Annotated in this window: 23 protein-coding genes; 6 read left to right on the forward strand and 17 right to left on the reverse strand. The window is 69.9% G+C overall.

Annotated features, from left to right (window positions below):
- Positions 1-10 precede the first annotated feature (10 nt).
- From GXW71_RS20065 to GXW71_RS20080, 4 genes are read right to left on the reverse strand one after another with little or no spacing between them, the layout of a single operon-like run.
- Positions 11-1,555 carry an acyl CoA:acetate/3-ketoacid CoA transferase gene (locus GXW71_RS20065; RefSeq protein ID WP_211854401.1) on the reverse strand — a complete coding sequence of 515 codons (1,545 nt, stop codon included), beginning with the start codon at positions 1,553-1,555 and terminating at the stop codon, positions 11-13.
- Complete coding sequence (locus GXW71_RS35235; RefSeq protein ID WP_211854403.1) at positions 1,533-3,614, reverse strand: dipeptide ABC transporter ATP-binding protein; 2,082 nt, start codon at positions 3,612-3,614, stop codon at positions 1,533-1,535. The genes GXW71_RS20065 and GXW71_RS35235 overlap by 23 nt, the downstream gene beginning before the upstream one ends.
- Before the next feature lie 32 nt (positions 3,615-3,646).
- Entirely contained in the window at positions 3,647-4,540 is an 894-nt protein-coding gene (locus GXW71_RS20075) for an ABC transporter permease (RefSeq protein WP_211854404.1), read from the reverse strand.
- Positions 4,537-5,547 carry an ABC transporter permease gene (locus GXW71_RS20080; RefSeq protein WP_211854405.1) on the reverse strand — a complete coding sequence of 337 codons (1,011 nt, stop codon included), beginning with the start codon at positions 5,545-5,547 and terminating at the stop codon, positions 4,537-4,539. Before GXW71_RS20080 ends, GXW71_RS20075 begins: the two co-directional genes overlap by 4 nt.
- A gap of 152 nt (positions 5,548-5,699) precedes the next feature.
- Between GXW71_RS20080 and GXW71_RS20085 the strand changes: the two genes are divergently transcribed.
- The gene (locus GXW71_RS20085; protein ID WP_211854406.1) at positions 5,700-6,467 is read left to right on the forward strand and encodes an enoyl-CoA hydratase/isomerase family protein; all 768 of its coding nucleotides are present in this window, start codon (positions 5,700-5,702) and stop codon (positions 6,465-6,467) included.
- Between the two features lie 42 nt (positions 6,468-6,509).
- On the opposite strand, the gene GXW71_RS20090 is transcribed toward GXW71_RS20085, so the two are convergent.
- Positions 6,510-8,120 (reverse strand): ABC transporter substrate-binding protein, encoded by a 1,611-nt coding sequence (locus GXW71_RS20090; protein ID WP_211854407.1) that lies wholly within the window; start codon positions 8,118-8,120, stop codon positions 6,510-6,512.
- Between the two features lie 101 nt (positions 8,121-8,221).
- Between GXW71_RS20090 and GXW71_RS20095 the strand changes: the two genes are divergently transcribed.
- Together GXW71_RS20095 and GXW71_RS20100 are read left to right on the forward strand one after the other, a co-directional pair.
- Complete coding sequence (locus GXW71_RS20095) at positions 8,222-9,226, forward strand: Gfo/Idh/MocA family protein (protein WP_211854408.1); 1,005 nt, start codon at positions 8,222-8,224, stop codon at positions 9,224-9,226.
- Positions 9,223-10,026 (forward strand): shikimate dehydrogenase family protein, encoded by an 804-nt coding sequence (locus tag GXW71_RS20100; protein WP_211854409.1) that lies wholly within the window; start codon positions 9,223-9,225, stop codon positions 10,024-10,026. The genes GXW71_RS20095 and GXW71_RS20100 overlap by 4 nt, the downstream gene beginning before the upstream one ends.
- Here GXW71_RS20100 and GXW71_RS20105 read toward each other — a convergent pair.
- The 7 genes from GXW71_RS20105 to GXW71_RS20135 all read right to left on the reverse strand — a co-directional run bounded on the left by GXW71_RS20105 (position 10,007) and on the right by GXW71_RS20135 (position 16,397).
- Positions 10,007-10,516 (reverse strand): MaoC family dehydratase, encoded by a 510-nt coding sequence (locus GXW71_RS20105; protein WP_211854411.1) that lies wholly within the window; start codon positions 10,514-10,516, stop codon positions 10,007-10,009. The two genes, GXW71_RS20100 and GXW71_RS20105, sit on opposite strands and share 20 nt — an antisense overlap.
- The gene (locus tag GXW71_RS20110; RefSeq protein WP_211854412.1) at positions 10,500-11,279 is read right to left on the reverse strand and encodes a 3-ketoacyl-ACP reductase; all 780 of its coding nucleotides are present in this window, start codon (positions 11,277-11,279) and stop codon (positions 10,500-10,502) included. Before GXW71_RS20110 ends, GXW71_RS20105 begins: the two co-directional genes overlap by 17 nt.
- Positions 11,276-12,427 (reverse strand): acyl-CoA dehydrogenase family protein, encoded by a 1,152-nt coding sequence (locus GXW71_RS20115; protein ID WP_367617336.1) that lies wholly within the window; start codon positions 12,425-12,427, stop codon positions 11,276-11,278. The genes GXW71_RS20110 and GXW71_RS20115 overlap by 4 nt, the downstream gene beginning before the upstream one ends.
- 49 nt (positions 12,428-12,476) lie before the next feature.
- Positions 12,477-13,487 carry a LacI family DNA-binding transcriptional regulator gene (locus GXW71_RS20120; protein WP_211854413.1) on the reverse strand — a complete coding sequence of 337 codons (1,011 nt, stop codon included), beginning with the start codon at positions 13,485-13,487 and terminating at the stop codon, positions 12,477-12,479.
- A gap of 175 nt (positions 13,488-13,662) precedes the next feature.
- Complete coding sequence (mctP, locus tag GXW71_RS20125) at positions 13,663-15,138, reverse strand: monocarboxylate uptake permease MctP (RefSeq protein ID WP_211854414.1); 1,476 nt, start codon at positions 15,136-15,138, stop codon at positions 13,663-13,665.
- Positions 15,128-15,325 (reverse strand): DUF3311 domain-containing protein, encoded by a 198-nt coding sequence (locus tag GXW71_RS20130; protein WP_211854415.1) that lies wholly within the window; start codon positions 15,323-15,325, stop codon positions 15,128-15,130. Before GXW71_RS20130 ends, mctP begins: the two co-directional genes overlap by 11 nt.
- A gap of 154 nt (positions 15,326-15,479) precedes the next feature.
- Positions 15,480-16,397: a helix-turn-helix transcriptional regulator gene (locus GXW71_RS20135; RefSeq protein ID WP_211854416.1), complete on the reverse strand. Its 918-nt coding sequence runs from the start codon at positions 16,395-16,397 to the stop codon at positions 15,480-15,482.
- Positions 16,398-16,558: 161 nt separating this feature from the next.
- On the opposite strand from GXW71_RS20135, the gene GXW71_RS20140 reads away from it, so the two are divergent.
- The 3 genes from GXW71_RS20140 to GXW71_RS20150 are packed head-to-tail and all read left to right on the forward strand — an operon-like array spanning position 16,559 to position 19,217.
- Positions 16,559-16,846 (forward strand): DUF1427 family protein, encoded by a 288-nt coding sequence (locus GXW71_RS20140; protein ID WP_211854417.1) that lies wholly within the window; start codon positions 16,559-16,561, stop codon positions 16,844-16,846.
- The gene (locus tag GXW71_RS20145; protein ID WP_246526734.1) at positions 16,843-18,813 is read left to right on the forward strand and encodes an amidohydrolase; all 1,971 of its coding nucleotides are present in this window, start codon (positions 16,843-16,845) and stop codon (positions 18,811-18,813) included. Before GXW71_RS20140 ends, GXW71_RS20145 begins: the two co-directional genes overlap by 4 nt.
- On the forward strand, positions 18,813-19,217 hold the full coding sequence (locus tag GXW71_RS20150) for a DoxX family protein (RefSeq protein ID WP_211854418.1): 405 nt from the start codon (positions 18,813-18,815) through the stop codon (positions 19,215-19,217). Before GXW71_RS20145 ends, GXW71_RS20150 begins: the two co-directional genes overlap by 1 nt.
- A gap of 53 nt (positions 19,218-19,270) precedes the next feature.
- On the opposite strand, the gene GXW71_RS20155 is transcribed toward GXW71_RS20150, so the two are convergent.
- The 5 genes from GXW71_RS20155 to GXW71_RS20175 form a co-directional block, all read right to left on the reverse strand.
- Positions 19,271-20,803, reverse strand: a complete 1,533-nt coding sequence (locus GXW71_RS20155) for a tripartite tricarboxylate transporter permease (protein WP_211854420.1) — start codon at positions 20,801-20,803, stop codon at positions 19,271-19,273.
- Positions 20,803-21,291, reverse strand: coding sequence for a tripartite tricarboxylate transporter TctB family protein (locus GXW71_RS20160; RefSeq protein ID WP_211854422.1), 489 nt, complete (start codon positions 21,289-21,291; stop codon positions 20,803-20,805). The genes GXW71_RS20155 and GXW71_RS20160 overlap by 1 nt, the downstream gene beginning before the upstream one ends.
- A gap of 395 nt (positions 21,292-21,686) precedes the next feature.
- Positions 21,687-22,502: a creatininase family protein gene (locus GXW71_RS20165; RefSeq protein ID WP_211854424.1), complete on the reverse strand. Its 816-nt coding sequence runs from the start codon at positions 22,500-22,502 to the stop codon at positions 21,687-21,689.
- A gap of 46 nt (positions 22,503-22,548) precedes the next feature.
- Entirely contained in the window at positions 22,549-24,132 is a 1,584-nt protein-coding gene (locus GXW71_RS20170; protein ID WP_211854426.1) for a hydantoinase B/oxoprolinase family protein, read from the reverse strand.
- On the reverse strand, positions 24,129-26,180 hold the full coding sequence (locus tag GXW71_RS20175; protein WP_211854428.1) for a hydantoinase/oxoprolinase family protein: 2,052 nt from the start codon (positions 26,178-26,180) through the stop codon (positions 24,129-24,131). Before GXW71_RS20175 ends, GXW71_RS20170 begins: the two co-directional genes overlap by 4 nt.
- Between the last annotated feature and the right edge of the window lie 9 nt (positions 26,181-26,189).

Here is a 26,189-nt window from a genome sequence, read left to right on the forward strand (position 1 = left end):
TGTGGCTCCGTCAGGCGATGGCCGGGGCAAGCCGCGCAGCGGCACGCGGCGGTCGCACAGGCAGGCGGTCGGCGAGGCCCATCGGCCCTTCGGCGAACAGGCCGGCATCCATGCGCCGCAGCGCCGGCGAGATGCGCGGGCGGAAGCCCATGGCACCGATCACCTCCGATTCGAGATCCAGCCCGGGGGCGATCTCGATCAATTCAGGGCCGAACTCGCCGAGGCGGAAGACGGCGCGCTCGGTGACGTAGAGCACGGGTTGCGACCGTTCGCGCGCGAAGCGCCCGGAGAAAGTGACTTGCTCCACCCGCTGCACCGCCTTGGGCGCGCCATTGGCGGTGAGCGTGCCGCCGAACACCACGGCACGCGCGCCCTGGCTGATGTTGATGAAGCCACCCGGCCCGACGATGCGGCCGCCGAAGCGGGAGACATTGACATTCCCCTCCGCGTCGAACTCCGCGAAGGACAGGAAGGCGAGGTCGAGGCCGCCGCCATCGTAGAAATCGAACTGATAGGGCTGGTCGATCTGCGCGTCGGGGGACCGCGCGGCGCCGGCCTCATTGCCGCTCGCGGGCGCGCCCCCGATATTGCCCTGCTCATTGGTCAGGCAGACGCGGCGCAGCACCCCCTCCTCCGCCGCGACATTGGCGATGCCGGTCGAGATGCCGGAGCCGAGATTGCAGATCGCGCCTTCGAACAGCTCGCAGGCGCCGCGGCGGGCAACGATCCGGCGCGGGCCGGGCGGCAGGCGCGGCACGTCCTCGAGCGCGACGCGGGCATGGCCGGAATAGGCCAGGCTATCCTCGGTCTCATAGGTCTGCCACTGGTCGGGATCGACGACCAGCGCATCGACCAGGATGCCCGGCACCTTGACCATCTTCGGGTGGATGCTGCCGCGCGGCACGATGCGCTTGACCTGCGCCACCACGATGCCCCCCGAGCGGCGCGCGGCCTGTGCGATGCTCAGCATCTCCAGCGTCACCGCCTCATGCTCCATCGAGATGTTGCCGTCCTCGTCGGCAGCGGAGCCGCGCACGAAGGCGATGTCGGCCTGGAAGGGGCGGTAGAACAGGTATTCCTCGCCCTGGAACTGGACCAATTCGACGAGATCCTCGGTGGCGCACCGGCTCTGCCGGCCGCCCTGCAGGCGCGGATCGACGAAGCTGTGCAGGCCGATGCGGGTCAGCAGGCCGGGGCGGCCGGCCGCCATCTCCCGCATGAGCTGGGACATGGAACCTTGCGGCAGGGTGTAGGCTTCGATCTTCTCGTCGAGCGCCAGCCGGGCGATGCCGGGGCTGTTGACGAAGGTGCCAGAGACCACGCGCTTCAGCAGGCCGTCCTGCGCCAGATGGCCGGCGCCCCGCGTCTTGCCGTCGCCGAGACCGACCGGATGCAGCGCGGTGAGGCCGCGCGGCGCGCCGGTTTCGCGGAAGCGCGCGCCGATCGCGGCGAGCAAGGCATCCGGGACGGCATGCCCGCCGCCGGAGCCCCCGATCAGGAGGGTGTCGCCGTCCTGCAGCAGCCGGGCGGCGTCAGCGGCGCTGATGATCTGCAAGGGAGGCACTCCTGACTGGCGTCGGATGGGGCGCGAAATCCCCGGGGAAATGGCAGGCGGCGCGGCGGCCCGGCGCGACCTCGCGCAGCGGCGGCGGCTCGGCGCAGGCCGCCCGCGCCACCGGGCAGCGGGCGCGGAAGGCGCAGCCCTCCGGCAGGCGCAGGGTGGAGGGCGGTTCACCGCCCAGCACGACACGCTGCCGCCCCGGTTCCGGGATCGCGCTGGTCAGGGCCACCGTATAGGGGTGCAGGGGTGCGGCGAAGATCTCGGCCGCTGGCCCTTCCTCGACGATGCGGCCGAGATACATGACAGCCACGCGGTCGCAGAAGGCGCGCACCACGGCGAGGTCATGGGCGATGAAGAGGTAGGACAGGCCGAGCCGCTGCTGCAGGTCCTGCATCAGATTCAGCACCTGCGCCTGCACATTGACGTCGAGTGCCGAGACCGGTTCGTCCGCCACCACCGCGGCGGGATCGAGCGCGAGGGCGCGGGCGATGGAGACGCGCTGGCGCTGGCCGCCGGAGAATTCATGCGGGTAGCGGCTGGCGAAGCCGGGCTTCAGCCCCACCGTCGTCAGCAGCTCACCGACGCGCTCCCGCGCCGCCTGGCGGCTGGCGGCGCGGCCATGCGCGAGGATCGGCTCGACCAGGATCTCCCCCACCGTCATGCGCGGATTTAGCGAGGCGTAGGGATCCTGGAACACCATCTGCAGCCGCGGACGCAGCGGACGCAGCGCGGCCGGGCTGGCATGGGTGATGTCCCGTCCTTCGAACAACACGCTGCCGGCTGTCGGCTCGTGCAGCCGGGTGAGCAGGCGGGCCAGAGTGGATTTGCCGCAGCCGCTTTCCCCGACCACGCCCAGGCTCTCGCCGCGCCCGAGCGCGATGTCGACGCCGTTCACGGCATGCACCTTCTCCGCCGGCGCGAAGAGCGATCTGCGCGGGAGCACGAAATGCTTCACCAGGTCGCGCGCCTCCAGCAGCGGCGGCGCCGCGTCGCGGGCCGCGGGGGCGGCCGGCGTGGCCGGCACCGCCGGGCGCGGCAGGCTGCGGCCATCGGCAGTGACCCAGCAGCGGGCGCGCCGGCCCGGCGCTACCTCCAGCATCGGCGGATGTTCGGTCGCACAACGGGCGATCTTGAATGGGCAGCGCGGCTCGAACCGGCAGCCCTGCGGCAGGTGGAGCGGGTCGGGCGGCATGCCTTCGATGCTGGTCAGCCTGGCGCCGATCGGCGCGTCGAGCCGCGGGACCGCATTGACCAGCGCCCAGGCGTAAGGGTGCCGCGGGTCGGCCAACACCTCGGCGGTCGCCGCTTCCTCCACCGCCTCCCCGGCATACATCACGACGACGCGGCGGCAGACGCTGGCGATGACGCCGAGGTCGTGGCTGACCAGCACGATGGCGGTGCCGAACTCCTCGTTCAACCCGCGCAGCAGGTCGAGGATCTGCGCCTGGATGGTGACGTCGAGTGCGGTGGTCGGTTCATCCGCGATCAGCAGCGCCGGATCGTTGGCGACGCCGATCGCCAGCATGACGCGCTGGCGCATGCCGCCCGAGAACTGGTGCGGATAGGACGCGGCCGCGCGTTCCGGCGCCGCGACGCCCATCCGGCGCAGCAGCCCGACACCGCGCTGCCGTGCCTCGGCCGGCGGCATCCGGCCGTGGGAGACGATGTGCTCGGTCACCTGGCGCAGGATGCGCAGCACCGGGTTGAGCCCGGTCATCGGATCCTGGAAGACCATCGCCGCCTGATCGCCGCGCCAGGCGCGCAGCTCGGCGGGCCGCATCGCCAGCACATCCTGGCCCTTGAAGCGGATGGTGCCGCCGACGATCCGTGCTTGTTCGTCGAGCAGGCGGAGCAGGGAGAGCGCCGTGACGCTCTTGCCGGAGCCGCTTTCGCCGACGATGCCGAGCGTCTCCCCGGCACCGACCCGGAAGGAGACGCCGTCGACGGCACGCACCACCCCGGCATCGGTCAGGAAAACCGTGCGCAGATCCTCCACCTCCAGCACGGGGGGATCGAGCGTCGTGGTCGGCGGCGTGGTGAGCGAGCCATCCATCAATCCCGCCTCCTGTCCGGCCGCGTCGCTCATCACCGCGACCGCGACCTGGGATCGAGCCAGTCGCGCAACCCGTCGCCGCAGAAATTGAAGCCGACCACGACGGTGAGGATGGCGAGGCCGGGGAAGGCGGCCACCCACCATTGCTCCACGAGCTCCCGCCCCTCCGCAACCATCGAGCCCCATTCCGGCATCGGCGGGATCACCCCGAGGCCAAGGAAGGAGAGGCCGGCGAAGGTGAGGATGGCGTTGCCGAGGTCGAGGGTGACCAGCACCGCCAGCGGGCCCAGCGTATTGGGCAGGATATGGCGCGCCAGGATGCGGCGCGGCCTGAGGCCGAGCACGGTCGCGGCCTCGACATATTCCTGGCTGCGCTGCACCAGGGCCAGGGCGCGCGCGAGCCGCGCGAATTTCGGCCACCAGACCACCAGCATCGCGAGGATGGTGTTGAGCGGTCCGATGCCGAGTGCCGCGGCAATGGCGAGTGCCAGGATGATTGGCGGGAAGCAGAGCACGAGGTCGGTCAGCCGCATCAGCGCCTCGTCCCCGAAGCCGCGCGTCCAGGCGGCGACGATGCCGATCGTGGTGCCGATCGCGGCGCCGAGGATCACCACGGTGAAGCCCGCCGCCAGCGACAGGCGCGCGCCGTGCAGCAGGCGGGAGAAGACATCCCGCCCCAGGGTATCGGTGCCCATCCAATGGGCCAGCGATGGCGGCCGCAGCCGGATCGAGACGTCCACGGCGTCGGGGTGATAGGGCGAGATCCAGGGTGCGAGCAGGGCGACCAGCACCCAGGCGATGACGATGCCGCCCCCCACCCAGGCCGGGCCATATCGTCGCAACCGCCGCCGCAGCCGCGATGGCGCCGCGACGGCCGGGACAGCAATCCCCGGCGCGCCGATCGACACGTCCAGCGGGGCGCTCATCGCCGCACCCGCGGATCGAGCAAGGCGTAAGAGAGATCCACCGCCAGGTTCACGAGCAGGAAGGTGATCGAGACGACGAGCGTGATGCCGACGATCGCCGGGAAATCCAGCGCCGCGGCCGAGGTGAAGGTGTAGCGGCCGAGCCCCGGCCAGGCGAAGACGGTCTCCGTCATGACAGCGCCCGCCAGCAGGTTCGCATAGGCGAGGCCGCCGAGCGTCACCACCGGCACCAGCGCATTGGGCAGGGCGTGGCGCAGGATGATGGCCCATTCGTGCAGGCCCTTGGCCCGCGACACCCGCACATAGTCCTGCTGCAGGCTGTCGAGCATCGCCGCACGGGTGGTGCGGGTGATCAGACCGATGGTCGCCGCCGCCAGCACGATGGAGGGCAGCACGAGATGCGCCAGGCTGTCCTGGAAGCCCTCCCAGTCACCCGACCAGATGCTGTCGATCAGGAAGAGGCCGGTCGGCCCTTCCGGCGGGAAGGCGATGGGATCGATCCGGCCGGGCCCCGGCGCCCAGCCCAGCCCGCCATAGAAGATCGCGAGCATCATGAAGGCGAGCCAGAAGGTCGGCGCGGAGACGCCGAGCAGGGACAGCGCGCGCGCGGCGGAATCGATCCAGCCGTCGCGCCGCACCGCCGCGGCGATGCCGAGCGGGATGCCGATGACGAGCGAGAGCAGGAAGGCGATCGTCGCCAGCTCGATGGTCGCCGGCGCGTACTGGCGGATGTCGTCGAGCACCGGGCGGTGCGTCGCGATGGAGATGCCGAGATCGCCGTGCAGGAGGCCGGTGAGGAAGATCCCGTACCGCTCCCAGAGCGGCAGATCGAGCCCCCATTTGGCGCGCCAGCGCGCCACGATGGCCGGGTCGCTCGCTGCGACATCGCCGAGCTGTGCGAGCACGGGGTCGCCAGGCACGAGGTTGGCGATCAGGAAAATGACACAACTGGCCAGGACCGCCATGAGCGCGGCCAACAGCAGACGTTTGCCGATGTAGCGGGCCATCACCGCCCTCCCCCCGCACTCCTCTTGCCGCAGTAGTGGCCCATTGGAACGTTCCGATCAATCTGTTTTCGGGCTTCCGCCGCAAATCGTTGGAACGTTATACTCGCGCTGCCGCCGGCCACGATGCGGCGGACCGCGGGAGGAGAAGCGCCATGGAAGGCGATGTGAAGCTGATCATCGAGGATGGCGTCGCGGAACTGCTGCTGGACCGTGCCGCCAAGCACAATGCCGTCACTCCCGCCATGGCGCAGCGCCTTGCCGATCACGTCCGGGCCATCCAGGCCGATGACACCGTCCGTGCGGTGCTGCTGCGTGGCGCCGGCGATCGCGCCTTCTGCTCCGGCAGCGATCTGAATGCGCTCGCGACCTATCCCTCCACCTGGCATTTCCGCAACCGGCTGGAATACGCGGCGGTGGTGCGCGCGATCCGGAAGCCCGTGGTGGCGGCGCTGCAGGGCTGGACGCTCGGCGGCGGCGCCGAGATGTCGCTGGGCGCGGATGTCCGCATCGCCGCCGACACCACGCGCATCGGCTTCCCGGAGGTGCAGCGCGGCTGGGTGGGCGGCGGCGGCGCATCCCAGCTCCTGCCGCGGCTGATCGGCCATGCCGCCGCGACCCGGCTGCTGATGCTGGGCGATCCCATCGACGCGGCCGAAGCGCTCGGCCTCGGCCTGGTGCATGAGGTGGTGCCGCAGGGCGCGTTGCTGACGCGCGCCCGCGCCGTCGCATCCCGCCTGGCGGGCTTCAGCCCGGTCGCCGTGCAATCGGTGAAGGCGGCGCTGCGTGCGGCCATGGAAGCGCCGCTGGCCGCCGGCCTCGCCTATGAGAACGAGATGAACGTGCTCTGCTTCAGTGCCGGGGATCACCTGGAAGGCATCCGTGCCTTCAATGAGAAGCGGGCGGCGGATTTCGCGCGGTGAGCGGGGGGCGGTGAGCGGCAACGTCACCGCGCCCTCCTCGCCTCAGGCGGGCCTGACCTTGCCTAGATTGAGCTGCCAGCCTGCCGCGGTCAGCGGGAAGTCGCCGAGCGAGCGGCGCACGCCGATCTGATAGCTCGGCTGGAACAGGATGACGTGGTTCGCCTGGTCGACCACCTGGCGCTGCCATTCGGTCCAGAGCGCCGTCGCCTGCTCGACGTCCTGGGCCTCGGACGCCTGCTTGACCAATTGGGTCATGGCCGGCGGCACTTCCCAGCCGACCCGCCGCGCCACCCGCTCCACCACGGCCGAGGCCCAGAGATCGTTGGAGACGGCCGGCGGATTCCAGAAGGTCAGCACGCCGCCCTGCATGCGCCCGGTGGTGTAGGTGGTGCGCAGATTGACCTGGTCCATCGGATTGAGGCGCACCCGGATGCCGACCCGCCCGAGATCCGCCTGCACCTTCTGCGCCAGCACCTGATAGGACACGCCGGCGACCGCGGCATTGCCATAGGCGATCTCCATCTCGAAGCCGTCCGGCAGGCCGGCCGCCTGCAGCAGCCGCCGGGCACGGTCGAGATCCTGGCGGAAGCCGATGTCGCGGGCGATCTCCGGCGTGCTGCCGATCACGCCGATCGGCAGGAAATGCGCCGGCCGCACCGCGGCGCCGCCCAGCAGATTGCCGAGGATGCCGTCATAATCGATGGCGTAGCCGATGGCCTGGCGCGCTTCCTTCTTGGCCAATGCCGGATTGGCCGCCGGATTCTGCGTCACCGCCATGTAGACGAAGTCGAGGCTCGGCAGCCGGGTGATGGTGACGTTGCCGTCACCCTGAAGCGAAGCGACATGTTCGGGGATCAGGTTGAAGGCGGCGTGCACGTCACCACGCCGCAACGCCAGGAGCTGGGCGGCGCTGTCCGAGAGATGGCGGATGACCACGCGCTCGAAGGCCGGCGCCGGGCCCCAGTAATGCGGGTTGCGCTGGAGCATGATCTGGGAGCCGCGCTCCCACCGCATCAGGCGATAGGGGCCGGTGCCGGCACTGTTGCCGTTCAGCCAATCCGTCGCACGATCGCTGTCGCGCGCCTCCGGCCCTTGCACCGCGCCGTTGCGCAGCAGCACTGCCTTTTCCAGGATGGAGCAGCCGGGGTTGCAGAGGATCGGCAGGATCGGCGCATTGGGCGCGTTCATGACGAAGTCGACGGTGCTGGCGTCGACCACTTCCACGCGGTCGACCGACTTGATGTAGACCTGCGTCTGTTCCCGCATGTTGATCAGGCGGTCGAAGCTGAACTTCACATCCTCGACCGTCACCGCGGCGCCGGAAGCGAACTTCACCCCGTCGCGCAGGGTGAAGCGCCAGCCATCGCCACCCGGGCGCCGCACCCAGCGCGTGGCCAGCGAAGGCTTCGGATTCACGTAGTCGCCGGGCTCGAAGGTCGCGAGGCTGTCATAGCAGGCGGCGAGCGTCAGCGGCGGCGTGTACTGCGCCTGGCGCACGGGATCGAAGGTCACGGTGTCGCTGATGTCGAGCCCGATGACGAGCGTGTCGCGCCGTCCCTGCGCCGAGGCGCTGCCGCCGGAGACCAGCGGGAGCAAGGCCGTGCCGCAGAGCAGCCGAGCGAGATCGCGCCGCGTGAGAGACGGGATGTGCATGGACTTTTCCTCCGGTTTTGCCGAGGCTAGCATGCACATAGGAACGTTCCAACAGAATCGCGGCGGAAGATGAACGCGCCGACACTTAGCGGAGGAAAGCCATGATCGGTGTCGGACTGATCGGTCTCGGCATGGCCGTGACGCCGCATATGCTGGCGCTGCGCGACCTTGCGGCGGAGGGCCGCGTCACACTGATCGGCGGCTTCTCGCCGACCCCGGCGCGTCGCGCAGGTTTCGCCGACCAATGGCACGCGCCGGTCTTCGAGCGGCTGGAGGATCTGCTGGCGGCGCCCGGGCTCGATCTCGTGCTGATCCTGACCCCGCCCGGCACCCACCTGCCGATCGCCGAACAGGTCGTCGCCGCGCGGCGGCACATGATCGTCGAGAAACCGGTCGAGATCACTGCCGTGCGCGGCGAGGCCCTGGCGGCGATGTCGGAGCGGGCGGGGCTGCGCTGCGGCGTCTGCCTGCAGCATCGCTTCCGCCCGGCCGCGCTGCGCCTGAAGGCGGCGCTGGACGCGGGTGGGCTCGGCCGGCTGCTGTCGGCCAGCGCCTCCATCCGCTGGTGGCGCGATGCCGCCTACTTCGCGCAACCCGGCCGCGGCATGCGGGCCCGCGATGGCGGCGGCGTGCTGATGACCCAGGCGATCCACACGCTCGACCTGCTGCTGCACCTCGCCGGCCCCTGCGACGCGGTGCGCGGCTTCGCCATGACCTCACCGCTGCGCGCCATCGACACCGAGGATGTGGTGGCCGCGGCGCTGCGCTTCCGCAGCGGCGCGATCGGCGTGCTGGATGCGACCACCGTCGCCCGCCCCGGCTACCCAGAACGCATCGAGCTGGCCGGCACCGAGGGCTCTGCCCTGCTGGAAGGCGGAAGGCTGACCCTGCACGGACGCGGCGGCGAGGCTCTGACCCTCGGCGCGGATGCGGCGACCGGCGGCGGCGCCGACCCGATGGCCTTCGACCACGGCCCGCACCGGGCCCTGATCGCGGAGATGCTGGATGCGCTGGAGGCGGGGCGCGCGCCGAGCAACGACATCCGCTCCGCGCTCCTGGTCCAGCACCTGATCGAGGATCTCTTGAAGGAGGCCGGCACGGCATGATGATCACCGGGACGACGCGGCTGTTCGGCATCATCGGCGATCCGGTGGCGCCGCTGCGCTCGCCGGCGCTGTTCAACGCGGGCTTCGCGCGGCTGGCGCGCGATGCTGCCTTCCTGCCCTTCGAGGTGCCGGCGGGTGACTTACCCGCCGTCTGGGCGGGGCTGACGCGGCTGCGCAACCTCGACGGGCTGGTGATGACCATGCCGCACAAGGAAGCGGTGGTGCCGCTGCTGGACGCGCTCGGCCCGACCGCGCGGCTGACCGGCACGGTCAATACCGTGCGCCGGCGCGAGGGCGGCGGCTGGGAAGGCGAGATGTTCGACGGCGAGGGCTTCCGCGACGGGCTGGAACGCGCGGGCCATGCACCGCGCGGCGCCGCCATCCTGCAGGTCGGCTGCGGCGCGGCGGGGCGCGCCATCGCCTTCGCCCTGGCTCGCGCCGGTGTCGGGCGGCTGACCCTGCATGACGCCGCGGCCGGCAGGGCCGAAGCGCTCGTGGCAGCGCTCAAGGCGGGCTGGCCGTCCCTCGAGGTCGCGGCGGGTGCCGCGGCGCCGGCCGGGCACGCCATCATCGTCAACGCCACGCCGCTCGGCCTGCGCCCCGGCGATCCGCTGCCGCTGCAGCCGGATACGATCGCGCCGGGGCAGGTGGTGGCGGATGTGATCCCGAAGCCGGAGATCACGCCACTGCTCGCGGCGGCGCGGGAGCGCGGCTGCCCGATCGTCACTGGCCGTGCGATGCATGAAGGACAGGCGCGCCTGGCCGCCGCCTATCTCGGCATCACCGGCTGGGAGGGCTGACCTCAGCCGGCGGCGCGGCAACCCGCCGGTGCACCATCATGTCGTTCTCGCCTTCCTGCACCGTCTCGCCGCGTTGGGTGCGCAGGTCGAAGCCGAGCGTGACGATGCCCCGATCGGCGTGGCGCGTCGGCCGCAGGCCTGTGACACGGATGCTGGCCTGCAAGCGGTCACCGATCAGGATCGGGCCCACGAAGCGCCAGCGCCAGCCGAGCGAGACGATGGCCGCGAGCTGGGTCTGCGCCCGGTTCTTCAGCCCATCGGCCATGGCGAGCCCCAGCAGCCCATGCGCGATGCGGCCGGGATAGCCGAGCGCCTGCGCATAGGCATCGTCGACATGGATGTCGTAGAAATCGCCCGAGAGGCCGGCGAAGGCGAGGAGATGCGCCTCCGTCACGGTGATCCCGCCGGTCTGCCAGGCCATGCCGGGGGTGATCTCCTCGTAGTGGAGCCGGCGATCGGCGGCGCGGATCGCGTCAGAGCCGCTGGACATGCAGGCCTCCGTCGATGTGCAGGGCGTCGCCGGTGCTGAACGGCATCTCGCCGGCGGCCAGCATGGCGATGGCGCGGCCGACATCCCCCGCCTCGCCCCAGCGGCGGATCGGCGACAGCCCCTCGGCGATCCGCTGCTCGTAGCGTGCCGCGACGGGGGCCGTCATGTCGGTGCGGATGACGCCCGGCCGCACCTCGTGCACGGCGATCCCATGCTCGGCGAGGCGCAACGCGAAGAGCCGCGCGAGCATCGAGACCGCCGCCTTGGAAGCGCAGTATTCCCCACGCTCCGGCGCCGCCATGATGGCATTGGCCGAGGAGACGAAGACGATGCTGCGATAGCGGTCGGACGGCCCATCCGCGAGCATGCCGGCCGCCACCGCCTGGGTGAGGAAGAAGCTGCCGCGCGCATTCACGCCGAAGGCCCGGTCCCAGGATTCCGCCGTCACCTCCAGCAGATCGCCGCGGCGGAGCGCACCGACGCCGGCATTGTTGACGAGGCAGTCGAGGCTGCCGAGATCCCGCCGCACCGCCTCCAGGAAGGCGGCATGGGTGTCGATGCGTGCGATGTCGAGCACCCGGAAGGTGAAGGCGGCGCCGGCCGCCGCCACCGCCGCCGCGGTTTCCGCTGCCCCCTCCTCCTCGCGGTCGGCGGCGAGGATGTCGAAGCCCCGCTCCGCCAGGGCGATGCAGGTCGCGCGGCCGATGCCGCGGCGCCCGCCGGTGACGAGGGCCAGCGGGCGGCGTTGCCGATCCGCGCTCATGCCAGCAGGGCCCGCGCCATGATCATGCGCTGGATCTGGTTGGTGCCTTCGTAGATCTGCGTGATCTTGGCGTCGCGGTACAGGCGCTCGACGCGCACGCCGCGGATATAGCCGGATCCGCCATGGATCTGCACCGCATCCGCGGTACGCGCCACCGCCGCGTCGGAGGCGAAGCACTTCGCCATGCTGGCCTGCAAGGTGGCGCGCTGGCCGCGGTCCAGCAGGCCAGCGGCGTTGTGCACCATCAGCCGCGCGGCATGCGTATCCTTCGCCATGTCGGCGATCATCCATTGCACCGCCTGGAAATCGGCGATCGGCTTGCCGAATTGCCGGCGCTGGCGGGCGTAGTCGATGCTGTCCTCCAGCGCCGCCCGCAGGATGCCGACCGCGAGCGCCGCGATGCCGATGCGGCCCTTGTCCAGCACCGACATCACCATGTGGAAGCCACGGCCTTCCTGCCCCAGCAAGGCGTCGGCGGGCAGGGCGACGCCATCGAAGCGCAGCCCGCCGACCGGCGAGGCGCGCTGCCCCATCTTGCGTTCCTTGCGGTCCCGCGTGACGCCTGGTTGATCCAGATCGACGAGCAGGATCGACATGCCGCGATGGCCGGCTTCCGGATCGGTGCGCGCGAGCACCGCCGCGAAATCCGCGACCGGTGCGTTGTGGATCCAGAGCTTCGCCCCATCCAGCACCCAGCCATCCGCGGTCCGGCGCGCCGTGCTGCGCAACCCCGCGAGGTCGGACCCCGCCTCCGCCTCGGTCAGGGCATAAGCGCAGCGGCGCTCCGCCCGCAACAGCGGCCGCAGATATCGTTCCTGCTGGGACGCCGTGCCATGCGCCGAGAGCAAGGTGCCCAGCAGCTCCACCAGGCCGACCTGATCGGCGACCGAGGCATAGCCGTGCGACAACTCCTCCATCACCAGCGCATAGGCCAGGGTATCGGCGCCGACGCCGCCGAGCGCTTCCGGTACGCCGATCCCGAACAGCCCAGTCGCGGCCAGCCGCTCGTAAAGCTCCGCCGGGAAACGCTCGCTCTCATCGAGCTCGCCCGCGATCGGCGCGACCTCGGCCTCGGCGAAGCGGCGCGCTGTGTCGCGCAGCGCCCTATGCCAGTCGGTCAGGTCCGACGCGTCAAGGACATCCAGCACGGAACTTCCTCCTCGGATTGCACCGGCATCCGCCGCGACGGCGCTTGGCTCACGGCGTATCCGGCGGGGCCCCTCCGGCAGCGCCGCAGGATTCGCGGATGATCAGGGTTGGCTTCAGGATCTCCCGTATCGGGGTCGATCCGGGATTGGCCATCTGCTGCAGCAGGACGCGTGCGGCTGCCTGGCCGATCGCGCGCGGCGCGACGCAGACCGTGGTCAGCGACGGATACCAGGCCGCCGCTTCGCGGATGCCATCGAAGCCGGTCACCGCCACGTCGACACCGGGCTTGCGGCCCGCCCGCATGAGGCCGAGCATCGCGCCGAAGGCGACGGAATCATTGAAGCAGACGAGGGCGGTCGGCCCCGCAGCCGACAGCGCCCGCGTCAGCCGCGACGCCTCGCCGATGTCCGTCGGGCAGGGCATGTGCTCGGTGGCGAGGCCGGCCTTGGCCATCGCACGCGCATAGCCGTCCCATCGGCCCGTGCTGACGGAGTTCTTCCGCCCGCCGCCCAGGAAGGCGATGCGCCGGTGGCCGAGGCGCAGCAGATGCTCGGTGGCGAGCCGGGTGCCGGCCCGATCGTCCGGCCCTGCATGCGCGCCGCGCCGGAAGCCGCGCACGACAGTCGCATAGGGCAGGCGCACCTTATCCAGCTCGTCGAGCAAGGTCGCCGGCGTGCCGGTGGCAGGCATGATCAGCACGCCGTCGACCGGCTGCTCCCGGAAGCGTTCCAGCATCCGCTTCTGGCGCGCCACCGATTCCGAGGTGTTGGCGAGGATGGTGACATAGCCCGCGGCATCGAGCGCTTCCTCGACGCCCGCTGTCAGCTCGGCATAGAAGGGGTTGGTGATCTCGCAGACCAGAAGGCCGATGGTGTGCGACTTGCCGGACCGCATGACGGCCGCCGAGCGGTCATAGACATAGCCCAGCCGCGCCGCGGCATCGCGAACCGCCCGGCGGGTCTCCTCGCGCAGCCTGGTATCGTCCCGGAGCGCCAGGGCGGCGGTGGAAAGAGCAACCCCAGCTTCGCGCGCGACATCCTTGATCCGGATTCTTTCCATGTCACCGTGCTCAGTCGGCCGGCATATTGGAACGTTCCAATAGCGCCGGTCAAGCGACCTGATCGCGAGGCGCGGTGCCGCCGCGTTATGACGAGCGCGATCTACCAAGCCATGGGAGCGCCGGGACGGCATCCCGGCATGGCGGTTGCGCCACGCCGGGATGCGCGCCTGCGACTTAGGCCTGAACCGGCTGGCGCGAGCCGACGAAGAGGTTGACGACGACCGCGACCAGGACGTTCGCGAGGAGCGCCAGCAGCCCGATATAGACGGTGAAGGGAGCGCCGCCGAGGCTGATCGCCTGCAAGGGCTTCAGGCCGTTGATCCAGACGAGCCAGGTGCCGCCGAGAAAGCCGATCAGCCAGCCCGCCAGCAGCGCCGGCGCCCGGAACCACCCCGAGAACAGGCCGAAGACCAGCGCCGGCAGCGTCTGCAGGATCCAGACACCACCCAGCAATTGCAGATCCAGCGCGAACTGGGTCGGCAGGAAGACGATGACGAGCAGCGCACCGACCTTGACGACGAGCGATGCCACCTTGGCGACCTGCGCCTCGCCGGCATCGCTGATGCTGGGATCGACATAGGCCTTCCAGAAATTGCGGGTGAAGAGGTTGGCGGCGCCGATGCTCATCACCGCGGCCGGCACCAGGGCGCCGATGGCGATCGCCGCGAAGGCGAAGCCGGCGAACCAGCTCGGGAACAAGGTCTGGAACAGCGCCGGCACCACGTCATTCGGGCTGCTCAGATGCAAATTCGCCGCATGCCCCATGTAGCCGAGCAACGCCAGCAGGCCGAGCAGCAGCGTATAGGCGGGCAGCAGCGCCGCGTTCTTGCGGATCGTGTTGGCGCTTTTCGACGCGAAGATGCCGGTCAGCGTATGCGGGTACATGAAGGCCGCCAGCGCGGAGCCGAGCGCCAGCGTCGCATAGGCGACATACTGGTTGCCGTCGAGCAGGATGCCGCCGCTGCCCCGCGCCTGGAAGGCGGCATCGGCCGCGGCGAAGACATGCGCATAGCCGCCGAGCCTGGACGGGATCAGCGCCACCGCGGCGATGACCACGATGTAGATCATGATGTCCTTGACGAAGGCGATCAGCGCCGGCGCTCTGAGCCCCGAGGAATAGGTGTAGAGCGCCAGGATGATGAAGGCGATCGCGAGCGGCAGCTCGCCGGTGAGGCCAAGCGCCTTGATCACGGCGGCCATGCCGACGAGCTGCAGCGCGATATAGGGCATGGTCGCCAGCACGCCGGTGATCGCGACCGCGAGCTCCAGCATCCGCGACTTGTACTGGCCATGCACCACATCGGCGGCGGTGACGTAGCCGAAATCCTTCGCCCGCCGCCACAGCACCGGCATGACCGCGAAGACGAAAGGGTAGACGATGATCGTGTAGGGCAGCGCGAAGAAGCCATAGGCGCCGACGGCATAGACCAGGGCCGGCACCGCGATCACGGTGTAGGCGGTGTAGAAATCACCGCCCACCAGGAACCAGGTGATCCAGGTGCCGAACTGGCGGCCGCCGAGCCCCCATTCGTCGATATGGGCGAGGGTCTTCGGCTTCCGCCAGCGCGCCGCGACGAAGCCCATCACGGTGACGATGGCGAAGAAGACGGCGAAGACGGTGAGCGCGACGCCGTCGATCTCAGTCCTCATGACGGACGCTCCGGTAGGCGAGCCAGATGATGGCCGAGGCCAGAGGCACCCAGGCGAGCTGATACCAATAGAAGAAGGGGAATCCGAAAAGCGCGGGATCGTACCTGTTGTATAATGGAACCAGCAGCAACCCGAAGTAAGGAAGGACAAGAAGCCAAAGGACCTTGGAACGAGGGGCTTTGCTCATCTGATCCTTCCAAATCATTGTATGCTGGAAACGTATTGGAATCGCTCGGGACGGAGTCGGCAGCTTAGGACAGTCATTCCATCGGACAAGGAGGATTAACTCCAGCCCGCGCCTCTCATGAATTTCCCGTAATTATTCAGCAGGAATACAGGCGCTAGCGCGCCTTTCCCGGGAGACCACCGGCCAGCCGTCGCCAAGCGGCCGGGCTATGGCCCGTCAGGCGGGTGAAAACACGGGTCATATGGCTCTGATCGGCGAAGCCGCAGAGGATCGCTATCTCAGCGATCGCCGCCGCCGGGTCCCGCAGCATGCTCTTCGCCTGCTCTACACGGTGGCGCTGCAGCCAGCGGTGCGGCGTGCAGCCGGCGGTCACCCGGAAGGCCTCCAGGAAATAGCTGCGGGACAGGCCGCACTCCCGCGCGAGCGCCGCCAAGGTCAGATCGCCGTCGCGCCGGCTCGCCAACAGCTCCTTCGCGCGGCGAAGCTGCTGCGGCGCCAGCCGGCCCTTCGGATCACGCTGCGGCTGCCCGCCATAGTGGTCGGCCAGATGCGTGGTGATCGCCTGCGCCACCTGGTCGATGAAGAGCGGGCTCGCCTCCCCGGGGGCCTGGAAGGCGGGCAGCAATGCCGAGACGAGGTGTCCGACGACCGGATCGAGCGTGCCGGGCACGCAGCGGAGATCGGCGATAGCAGGCCGCCCCGCATCCTCGGCGAGACCATCGAGTGCGGCGCGCGGGATGTAGAAGGACAGCGCCTCATGCGGCTCCAGGATATTCGCCGAATAGCCCTCGACGAGATTGACGATCCGGAGCGAGTTCGCGGCATAGCCCTGGCTGATCCTCGGCCGCCCGCCGCTCCACAGCTCGTGGCGCTGCAAGTCGGTCAGGTAGATGGCCGCGATGAAGGTGTCCTCGGGTGGGATCTGCGGGGTCATGCCGATACGCTCGGCGCCGCAGGAGATGCGCGTCATCCCGATCTGCGCATGGGGCAGCGATCGCGTCCGCAGTGCCGGCGCTGCGTTCATGCCGAAGCTGTGCGCCACGGCATCCCCGTAGCTGCGGCGGGGCGGCATGGTGGTGGCTCTGGTGCCAAGGGACGCTGTGTCCAGGCCGGTCATCCTGATCGGGAAATGTCCGTCCGATTATCCAATGCGGCGGACTTTCGTTCAATCACCCGGCGCGAGCCGGTGCCACCCTGGTGTGCCTGAGACCGATCCAAGTGCGGGGGCGAGCCATGACCAATCATCTCCTCTCGCTCGGCATCGGCTTCGCCGTCGGCATCGCCTATGGCGTGCTCGGCGTACGCTCGCCGGCGCCACCCGTCATTGCCCTGCTCGGCCTCCTCGGCATGCTGGTCGGCGAACAGGTGGCCCCGATCGCCAGGCGGTGGCTCGCCGGCGATCGCCTAACACTCGGCGCCATCCATGCGGATTGCACGGAGCACCTCTTCGGCACGCTTCCCGGACGCCGCCCCAATCAGCAGACTGCCCGAAACAACCCCAACGCGGAGCCACCGGCATGAACCCGCTGACCCGTCGCCAGGCCGCGACCAGCGCCGCGACCTTCGGCATCGCATCCCTGCTTCGGAGCCCCGCCATGGCCCAGACCACGCCCGACCTGATCCTGACCAATGGCCGCTTCACCACGCTCGACCGTGCGAACCCGGCGCCGGAAGCCGTTGCGATCACCGGCGGGCGCTTCTCCGCGGTCGGCGAGGCGCGCGAAATCCTGCCGACCGCCGGCCCCACGACCGAGGTCGTCGACCTGCGCGGCCGTCGTGCGATCCCCGGGCTGATCGACAGCCACATGCACATCATCCGCGGCGGGCTGAACTACAACCTCGAGCTCCGCTGGGATGGCGTGCGGTCGCTCGCCGATGGCATGGCCATGCTGCGTCGCCAGGTGCAGGACACGCCGCCACCGCAATGGGTGCGCGTCGTCGGCGGCTTCACCGAACACCAGTTCGCCGAGAAGCGCCTGCCGACCCTCGATGAGCTGAACGCCGCGGCACCCGATACGCCGGTCTTCATCCTGCACCTCTATGACCGCGCCTTGCTGAACCGCGCCGCGCTCCGCGCCGTCGGCTATACCAGCGACACGCCGAACCCGCCGGGTGGCGAGATCCAGCGCGACGCCTCCGGCGAGCCGACGGGGCTGATGCTGGCCAAGCCGAACGCGCTGATCCTCTATGCGACCCTGGCGCGCGGCCCGAAGCTCGACCCCGACCAGCAGCGCAACTCGACGCGGCACTTCATGCGGGAGATGAACCGCCTCGGCGTCACCGGCGTCATCGATGCCGGCGGCGGCTTCCAGAACTACCCCGAGGATTACGAGATCATTCAGAAGCTGCATGCCGATGGCGATCTGACCCTACGCATCGCCTACAACCTCTTCACCCAGAAGGCGGGCGAGGAGCTGCAGGACTTCACCCGCTGGGGTCAGATGGTGCGGCCGGGCCAGGGCGATGACAGCCTGCGCCACAACGGCGCCGGCGAGATGCTGGTCTTCTCCGCCGCCGATTTCGAGGATTTCCGGGAACCGCGGCCGGAGATGCCGCCCGGCATGGAAGGCCAGCTCGAGACCGTGGTGCGCAAGCTGGTCGAGAACCGTTGGCCGTGGCGCCTGCATGCCACCTATGACGAGACCATCACCCGCGCGCTCGACGTCTTCGAGAAGGTCAACCGCGACCAGCCGATCGGCGACCTGCACTGGTTCTTCGATCATGCGGAGACCATCTCCGACCGCAACATCGATCGCATCGCGGCGCTCGGTGGCGGCATCGCGGTACAGCACCGGATGACCTTCCAGGGCGAGTATTTCGTGGAACGCTACGGCGCCCGCGCCGCCGAGCGCACGCCACCGATCCGCCGCATGCTGGCCGCCGGCGTGCCGGTCGGCGGCGGCACCGATGCAACGCGCGTCGCCTCCTACAACCCCTGGGTCAGCATGGCCTGGATGGTGACCGGGCAGACGCTCGGTGGGCTCCGCCTCTACCCGCCGGCCAACCGGCTGGACAGGGAAGAAGCGCTCCGGCTTTGGACCGAGGCGAATACCTGGTTCTCGACCGAGGGCGGCAAGAAGGGACAGATCAAGACCGGCCAGCTCGCGGACCTGGCGGTGCTCTCCGACGACTACTTCAGCGTGCCGGAGGATCGCATCCAGGACATTGAGTCCGTGCTGACACTGCTCGGCGGCAAGCCGGTGTTCGGCGCCGGGGATTTCGCGCCGCTCGCGCCGCCCCCGCCGCCGGTGCTGCCGGAGTGGTCACCGGTACGCCGCTTCGGCGGCTATCAGCGCCGCGCCGATGCGGGCCGCCAGCAGCGCCTGGCCGCGGAGGCGGTCGCGTCAGCGAGCCGCGCCGGCTGCGGCTGCGGCACGGCCTGCGGCGTGCACGGCCATGACCATGCCAGCGCCTGGGACGCGGCGCTGCCGGTCTCCGACCTCGCCGGCTTCTGGGGTGGGCTCGGCTGCGCCTGCTGGGCGGTCTGATGGTCGCCTTCCTGCGGGCGCCCTGGATCGGGCGCCTCGCCCTGCTCGCGCTCTGCGCCGCCTATATCCAGGGCGGGCTGAACAAGCTCCTGGACTGGCCGGGCGCGGTGGCGGAGGCCGTGCATTTCGGGCTGCCGCTGCCGGCCGTGGTGGCGACGGCGACCATCGTGACGGAGCTGGTCGGCTCAGCCTTGGTGATCTCGGGGCGGCTGCGCTGGCTGGGTGCGCTTGCTCTCGCGGGCTTCACCCTGGTCGCGACCTTCGTCGCCAACCGCTTCTGGGCGCTGCCACCCGGGCATGAGCGCTTCATGACCGCCAACGCTTTCTTCGAGCATCTCGGCCTGATCGGCGGCTTCCTCTACGTCGCGCGCCACGATCTGCTCGGCCGCGCGACCACATCCTGACGCCGTGACGGGCATCCTGGAGAGGAGGCATGCCTCCTCTCCAGGGCATTCCCTCAGGCGATCACGTCGGAGGGCGGCACCGGCAAGGCGGTGCCCTTGCCGGCGCGTGCCCGCATGGCGAAGAAGGCCTGGGCAGCGAGCAGCAGCACGATGATGCCGATGATCGTGCCGCTGATCGGCCGTTCGATGAAGGTCGTCAGATGCCCTCGGGACAGCAGCAGGGCGCGGCGGAAATTCTCCTCCACCATCGGTCCCAGCACGTAGCCGAGCAGGATCGGTGCGATCGGGAAGTCGAGCGCCATGAAGATCGCGCCGAAGATGCCGAAGGCCAGCACCTCATAGACCGCGAAGATGTCGTTGTTCACGGAATAGGCACCGATCGCGATGAAGAACACCGCTGACGGGAACAGGAACCGGTAGGGCACCTGCAGCAGCTTCACCCAGACGCCGATCATCGGGACGTTCAGCACCATCAGCATGACATTGCCGACCCAGAAGCTGGCGATCAGCCCCCAGAAGATATCGGGATGCTCGGTCAGCAGGCGGGGCCCCGGCTGGATACCGTGGATCAGCAGCGCGCCCAGCAGCAGCGCCATGACGGCGTCGCCGGGGATGCCGAGGCTCATGGTCGGGATGAAGTCGACCTGGGTCTTGGAATGCGAAGCGGCTTCCGGCGCCGCGACGCCGGCGATCATGCCAGTGCCGAATTTTTCAGGCGTGCGGGAGACCTTCTGCTCCAGCGCATAGGCGATGAAGGTGGTGATGGTCGGCCCGGTGCCCGGCATGGCGCCGAACAGCGTGCCGACCAGGGTGCCGCGCAGCATCGGGAAGAAGGCTTCCTTCAGCTCGGCCTTGCTCGGCCGCATGTCGCGGAACCGCACCGGCGCCAGGCTGCCGATGTGCTTCATGCGGTTCACATGCCGCAGGAAGTCGGCGATGCCGAAGACGCCCATGGCGATCGAGACCAGCTCGATCCCGTCGGCGAGCTCCGGAATGCCGAAATTGAAGCGCTGCAGGCCGGTCTGGACATCGGTGCCGACGGTGCCGATCAGGAGGCCGATCACCGTCATGGCGATGCCCTTGACCGGCGATCCCCGCGACATCGTCGATCCCGCGATCAGCCCCAGCAGCATGATGGAGAACAGCTCGGGCGGGCCGAACTTGAAGGCGACCGCGACCAGCAGCGGCGAGGCGAAGACCATGACGATGATGCCGAAGGATGCCGCGAAGAAGGAGCAGAGCATGGTCAGGCCGAGCGCCGTGCCCCCCTTGCCTTTTCGCGTCATCGGATAGCCGTCGAGGCAGGTGACGGCGTGCGGCGGATGCGAGGGCAGGTTCAGCAGGATGGCGCCGATCGCGCCGCCATACTGGGATCCGTAGAAGATGCCCGCCAGCATCAGGATCGCCGGCACCGGCTGCATGGAGAAGGTCAGCGGCAGCAGCATGGAGATGGCGGTGAGCGCGCCGGTCCCCGGCAGTACGCCGATCAGGTTGCCGACCAGAACGCCGACGAAGCACCAGAAGAGGTTGTGGGGTTCGAAGGCCAGACCGAAGCCGTAGCCGAGGTCCATCAAGGACTGCCACATCACATGAAATCCCGGCTGAACAAGGGGAAGAGGATGCCGAGGCCCCACCAGAAGACGGCGACGCCGGCGATGGTGACGCCGATGGACAGCAGCACGATGTCGCGCAGGCTGTTGTCGCGGTCGCCGAGGGCCGCGATGAAGACGCAGGCGAAGGTCGCCGGCACCAGGCCGGTCAGCTCCCCCAGCACCGCGAAGGCGATGACGGCCAGGCAGATGCAGGCCCAGCCGCGCCATTCCGGCGGATGCCGCCGCACCGCCTCGCCCTCGATGACTGCGGTCCGGGCGTTGCGCGCCATGGCGGTGCCGAGCAGCACCACGCCGGCGGCGGCGAGGATGATGCCGAGCGCGGCCGGGAAGAAGCCCGGCCCCATGCGGGTGAGGGTGCCGATCTGATAGCTCTGCGCCTGGAAGGCAGCCGCCAGCCCGACGATGACAAGTATTAATCCGCCGCAATAATCTTTGTACCGCGGAGATGTCAGTAATTCCATGGGACGTCCTCCAAAATCGACCGTCTTTTGCATATTATTGTTGAGTATCCGCGCAAACAAGCAGCGACGGCACGGCATCTCCGGCGGCGTCGGCATGGATGCCTCCGCAACGATGGAACTCCATATTTTCCCTTGTAATCAGCGAATTGCTGCTCTGCAGCATAGAATGTCCATCTGGCGCCGGTCGCCAGGCAGCCCCAACGCGGTTGCCATGGACAAATATTCATCCTGGCCAATCCGCGTTATCGAAGTAAAAAATCAGCAACTAATAAGACGACTGCCCGAAATCCGTTTCGGAATCGGCTTGCGCCGGCTGACCGCGGTCGCCATGCGGCCGCCGGCCGCATCATGCCGCCGGTTCGATATCCGTCAGCGGCCGCAAGGCCGCCCGTGTGTCAGGCGACGATCGGCGGGATGCGGACCGTGACCTCGGTCCGGCGCATGGCGGCGATCACGCCGGCCAGGCGATCGGCGATCGCCGCGACCATCGCACGCCCCTTCTCGGCGCTGGCGAGGCTGTCGTCGCCGACCACGCCCTGCCGCGCCTCGGTCCGGGCCCGGAATTCCTCGGGCAGATGCGGCATGGAGACCGAGTCCCCATCGAGGCGGGCGTCCAGCGTGTAATGGCCATGCCGCGGCGCGGCGCCGCGGACCTGCGCCACGAAGCCGCCGGGTGCCCGCGCCATGTCGGTCAGATGCGGGTAATAGGCGAGCACCAGCGAGGTCTCGCTTTCGCCGGCATGGCCGAGCGTGCCCGGGCCGCCTTCCGACAGGCCAGCGACGGCGCCGCGCGCCAGCAACCCGCAATCGGCGACGGCGACCAGCGCGCCGGTCGCCATGCGCAGCTTCACCGCGGCGATTTCGAGCGGTGCGAGATTCGCCATGCGGTTGCCGTTGACCAGCACGATGCGGCGGAAGCCGTGCCGCACCAGGCATTCGCCGATATCCACCGCGACCGCCGTCAGCGTCTCCGCCCGGAGGCCGAGCGTGCCGGGGAAGGCCATATGGCCATGCGACCAGCCGTAATGCAGCGGCGGCGCCGCCAGGCAGTTCGCGCGCCGCGCCGCCTCCTCCGCCACCACGCTCGCCCATCCGGTGTCGAGCAGCAGCGGCGCGTGGTGCCCGTGCTGCTCGGTCGCGCCGATCGGCAGCAGGGCGACGTCGTCGACCGCGAGCTGCGCCGCGATCTCGTCCCATGACAGCTCGTGCATCCAAACGCTCGGGCGTCCCGGCATCTCCGTCTCTCCGATCTGCTTCCTACTCAGCCTCGCCGAACCCGCCACCACCTGGCGTCAGCACCCGCAGCACGTCACCGGGGGCGAGCGCCAGGTCCACGGCCGCCGAGGGCAACCGCTTCTCCCCAGGCGTGTCCGGATTCAGCAGGAAGGCGCCGGTCGCACCGTCCCCGCCGCCGGCGACGCCGCGCGCGGGGCGCCGCTGCCGTTCCGAGGAGAGGCTGACGGTGACACCCTCGGTCAGGACGCGATAGTCCCGGATCACGCCCCGGCCACCGCGATGCCGTCCTTCCCCGCCGGAGCCGCGCCGCAACGCGTAGCGCTCGACGCGCAGCGGATAGGCATTCTCCAGCGCCTCCACCGGCAGGTTGGCGGCGCCGGAGGCATGCACGCGCACTGCATCCATCCCGTCCCGCGTACCCCGCGCCCCCATGCCGCCGGCGATGGTTTCGTAATCCACGAAGACGCCACCATGCCGCGGCTCGGGGCCGGAGAAGATTACCAGGTGATGCGGCCCGCTATCGGCCATGCCGCGCGCACCCAGCGTCTGGCCCATCGCCGCGACGATGAGGTCGCCGAGCACGCCGCAGGTGATGGCGCGCGTGCCCACCGCCGCGGGCGGCAGCGGGTCGAGGATGCTGCCCGGCCGCGTCACCACCTCGATCACGTCGTAGTAGCCGGCATTCGGCGGCACGTCGGGATCGAGCAACGACTTCGCCACCGCATAGACCACCGCCAGCACCGCCTTGCGCGGCACGTTGCGGCTGCTGCCCGTGAGCTGCGGCGCGGATCCGGTGAAGTCGAAACAGAGCCGCCCGCCGTTGACCGAGACGCGCAGATGCAACCGTGCGGGCGCGCCGCCATCGCCTTCGTCCAGCGCCTCCTCCGCCTCGTAGGTGCCCTCGGGCAGCGCCGCGACGGCCGCTTCGAAGCGCTGCCCGGTCGCGCGGAGAAAGGCTTCGATGCAGGCGTGGATCACCGGTCGCGGGTGCTGCGCGAAGAGCCCGGCGACGCGTTCGATCCCGACGCGATTGGCGGCGAACTGCGCCTGAAGGTCGCCCAGGCGCTCATCAGGGGTGCGGCTGTTGAGCAGCACGATGTCTATGATCCCTAGGTCGGGTTGCCCGCCGCGCAGCACGCGCACCACCGGGATCCGCAGCCCTTCCTGGTAGATCGTCGCGCAGAGCGCCGATTCCGATCCGGGCACCATGCCGCCGACATCGGCGTGATGCGCGATATTGGCGACGAAGGCAACGACGGCGCTGTCCACGAAGACCGGCGCCACCACGTTCAGATCCGGCAGATGGGTGCCGCCGCCGCTGTAGGGATCGTTCGCCAGAAACATGTCGCCCGGCGCCATTCGGTCGGTCGGGTATTTCGCCAGAATCGCCTCGATGGCGCCGATCATCGAGCCGAGATGGATCGGGATGCGATTGGCCTGGGCGACCACGCGTCCTTGCGCATCGAAGATCGCGGAGGAGCAGTCCGCGCGTTCCTTGATGTTGGGAGAGAAGGCGAGGGCGACGAGCGTCGCCGCGATCTCCTCGGCGGCCAAGGCCAGGTAGCGCGCGGTCACTTCGGTCAGGATGGGGTCGGGTGCGGTCATGCCGGCTCTCCGGCGTCGTGGTCGAGGAGGAGGTTGCCCTGCGCATCAGCCCGCGCCGTCCAGCCGGGCGGCACGATCGTCGTGGTGTCCATCTGCTCGATCACGGCGGGACCCGCGACCACGGCGCCGGGACCGAGCGTCGCGCGGTGCAGCACGGGCGTACGGACGAAGCCGGTCGCGCGGAACCAGACCTCGCGATGGGCCGGTGGCGGTGGCTCGGAGGCGGATGCGGAGCGCTCGACGGGCGGTGCCTGCCGCGCGGCGACGGCAACGAGCCGCGCCGTGACCACCTCCACCGCGCGATGGGGCATGGCGTAGCCGAAGCGGTCGGCATGCTGCCGGTGGAAGACCTCGACGCAGGCGGCGAGGCCGGCCGCATCCGGAACCGCCGACAAGGGCAGAACGAGTTCCGAGCTCTGCCCGCGATAGCGCAGGTCGAGCGCGTGCTCGATCCGCAGTGCGGCGGCGTCCACCCCCTCCGCCGCCGCCCAGGCGTCGCGGCGCGCGCCGAGATCCGCGAAAGCGGCCCGCACCTGCGGCAGGCCCTCCGGCCCGGCAGGGGCCAGGCAGGTCAGGCCGAAATCACCGCGGATATCGGCCGCGAGCAGGCCGATCGCCGACATCAGCCCGGGATGCGCGGGCACCAGCACGCGCCGCATGCCCATCGCCTCCGCCACCTCCGCCGCGTGCAGCGGGCCGCCGCCGCCGAAGGCGAACAGCGCGCAGCGGCGCGGATCCTCGCCCTTCTCCACCGAGATGACCCGGACGGCGCCGGTCATGTTGACATTGGCGATCTCCAGGATGCCGGCCGCCGCACGCACGACATCCATGCCGAGCGGCGCCGCCATGTGCTGCTCGATCGCCGCCCGCGCGCGATCCGGGAAGACCGGCATCCGGCCATCCAGCAACGCCACCGAATTGAGCCGTCCCAGCACCATATTGGCATCGGTCACCGTCGGGCGGCTGCCACCCTTGCCGTAGCAGGCGGGGCCGGGGACGGAGCCCGCGCTCTGCGGCCCGACCTTCGGCAAGCCGCCGGCATCGACCCAGGCGAGACTGCCGCCGCCGGCGCCGATCGTGTGCAGGTCGATGCAGGCGGCACGCACCGGCTGGCCCGCCATCTCCTGCAGGCCGGAGCGGGCGGGACGGCCCGCCTTCACCAGGCACACATCGGTGCTGGTGCCGCCGATATCGAAGGTGACGAGGTCGGTGATACCAGCGGCCTCACCCACCATCGCCGCGCCGATCACGCCGCCGGCCGGACCCGAGAGGAAGGTGTTGACCGGGCGGCGCTGCAAGGTTGCGGTGGAGACCAGCCCGCCGCTCGACTGCATCACTACCGGCTCGCCGCGCAGGCCGCGTGCGCGCATGCCGTCGCGGAAGCGCGCCAGATAGCCGTGCATGACCGGCATCAGCGCGGCGTTCACCGCCGTGGTCGCGGAGCGCTCATATTCGCGGAATTCCGGGCTGATCTCCGAGGAGAGGCAGACATGCACGCCGGGCCGGACGCGCCGCAGCAGCGCGGCCGCGCGTTCCTCATGGATCGGGTTGCGGTAGCTGTGCAGCAGGCAGATCGCGACCGCCTGCACACCAGCATCGATCCCGCGCAGCGCTGCCTCCAGCGCCGCCTCGTCCAGCGCCAGCACCACCGCGCCCGCCGCGTCCAGGCGTTCCCGGACCTCGATCCTGTCGCGCTCCGCCACCGCCGGGCGAGGCTTCGCGATATCGAGGTTGTAAAGATGCGGCCGCCGCTGGCGGCCGAGATCGAGCAGATCCGCGAAGCCGGCGGTGGCCAGCAGCGCGGCGCGACCGGTCTTGCCCTCCAGCACCGCATTGGTGGCGAGCGTGGTGCCGAGCGCGATGGCGCCGACCTCGGCGCCGGTCGCCCCCTCCTCCGCCAGGATCTCGTCGAGGCCGCGCAGCACGGCCTCGGCCGGGTCGGCCGGGTTCGAAGGGACCTTCAGGAAGCGGTGACGTCCCGTCGCCATCTCCGCCAGCACTACATCGGTGAAGGTGCCGCCGGTGTCGATGCCGATCCAGTAGCGCATCGCCCCGCG

The organism is Plastoroseomonas hellenica, assembly GCF_018129085.1.
Lineage (GTDB): Bacteria > Pseudomonadota > Alphaproteobacteria > Acetobacterales > Acetobacteraceae > Plastoroseomonas > Plastoroseomonas hellenica.

Excerpts from the sequence above, each read along its gene's own strand:
- GXW71_RS35235 (WP_211854403.1), bottom strand. The coding sequence starts at position 3,614 with ATGGATGGCTCGCTCACCACGCCGCCGACCACGACGCTCGATCCCCCC.
- GXW71_RS20075 (WP_211854404.1), bottom strand. The coding sequence starts at position 4,540 with ATGAGCGCCCCGCTGGACGTGTCGATCGGCGCGCCGGGGATTGCTGTC.
- GXW71_RS20080 (WP_211854405.1), bottom strand. The coding sequence starts at position 5,547 with ATGGCCCGCTACATCGGCAAACGTCTGCTGTTGGCCGCGCTCATGGCG.
- GXW71_RS20085 (WP_211854406.1), top strand. The coding sequence starts at position 5,700 with ATGGAAGGCGATGTGAAGCTGATCATCGAGGATGGCGTCGCGGAACTG.
- GXW71_RS20090 (WP_211854407.1), bottom strand. The coding sequence starts at position 8,120 with ATGCACATCCCGTCTCTCACGCGGCGCGATCTCGCTCGGCTGCTCTGC.
- GXW71_RS20095 (WP_211854408.1), top strand. The coding sequence starts at position 8,222 with ATGATCGGTGTCGGACTGATCGGTCTCGGCATGGCCGTGACGCCGCAT.
- GXW71_RS20100 (WP_211854409.1), top strand. The coding sequence starts at position 9,223 with ATGATGATCACCGGGACGACGCGGCTGTTCGGCATCATCGGCGATCCG.
- GXW71_RS20105 (WP_211854411.1), bottom strand. The coding sequence starts at position 10,516 with ATGTCCAGCGGCTCTGACGCGATCCGCGCCGCCGATCGCCGGCTCCAC.
- GXW71_RS20110 (WP_211854412.1), bottom strand. The coding sequence starts at position 11,279 with ATGAGCGCGGATCGGCAACGCCGCCCGCTGGCCCTCGTCACCGGCGGG.
- GXW71_RS20120 (WP_211854413.1), bottom strand. The coding sequence starts at position 13,487 with ATGGAAAGAATCCGGATCAAGGATGTCGCGCGCGAAGCTGGGGTTGCT.
- mctP (WP_211854414.1), bottom strand. The coding sequence starts at position 15,138 with ATGAGGACTGAGATCGACGGCGTCGCGCTCACCGTCTTCGCCGTCTTC.
- GXW71_RS20130 (WP_211854415.1), bottom strand. The coding sequence starts at position 15,325 with ATGAGCAAAGCCCCTCGTTCCAAGGTCCTTTGGCTTCTTGTCCTTCCT.
- GXW71_RS20135 (WP_211854416.1), bottom strand. The coding sequence starts at position 16,397 with ATGCCGCCCCGCCGCAGCTACGGGGATGCCGTGGCGCACAGCTTCGGC.
- GXW71_RS20140 (WP_211854417.1), top strand. The coding sequence starts at position 16,559 with ATGACCAATCATCTCCTCTCGCTCGGCATCGGCTTCGCCGTCGGCATC.
- GXW71_RS20145 (WP_246526734.1), top strand. The coding sequence starts at position 16,843 with ATGAACCCGCTGACCCGTCGCCAGGCCGCGACCAGCGCCGCGACCTTC.
- GXW71_RS20150 (WP_211854418.1), top strand. The coding sequence starts at position 18,813 with ATGGTCGCCTTCCTGCGGGCGCCCTGGATCGGGCGCCTCGCCCTGCTC.
- GXW71_RS20155 (WP_211854420.1), bottom strand. The coding sequence starts at position 20,803 with ATGTGGCAGTCCTTGATGGACCTCGGCTACGGCTTCGGTCTGGCCTTC.
- GXW71_RS20160 (WP_211854422.1), bottom strand. The coding sequence starts at position 21,291 with ATGGAATTACTGACATCTCCGCGGTACAAAGATTATTGCGGCGGATTA.
- GXW71_RS20165 (WP_211854424.1), bottom strand. The coding sequence starts at position 22,502 with ATGCACGAGCTGTCATGGGACGAGATCGCGGCGCAGCTCGCGGTCGAC.
- GXW71_RS20170 (WP_211854426.1), bottom strand. The coding sequence starts at position 24,132 with ATGACCGCACCCGACCCCATCCTGACCGAAGTGACCGCGCGCTACCTG.
- GXW71_RS20175 (WP_211854428.1), bottom strand. The coding sequence starts at position 26,180 with ATGCGCTACTGGATCGGCATCGACACCGGCGGCACCTTCACCGATGTA.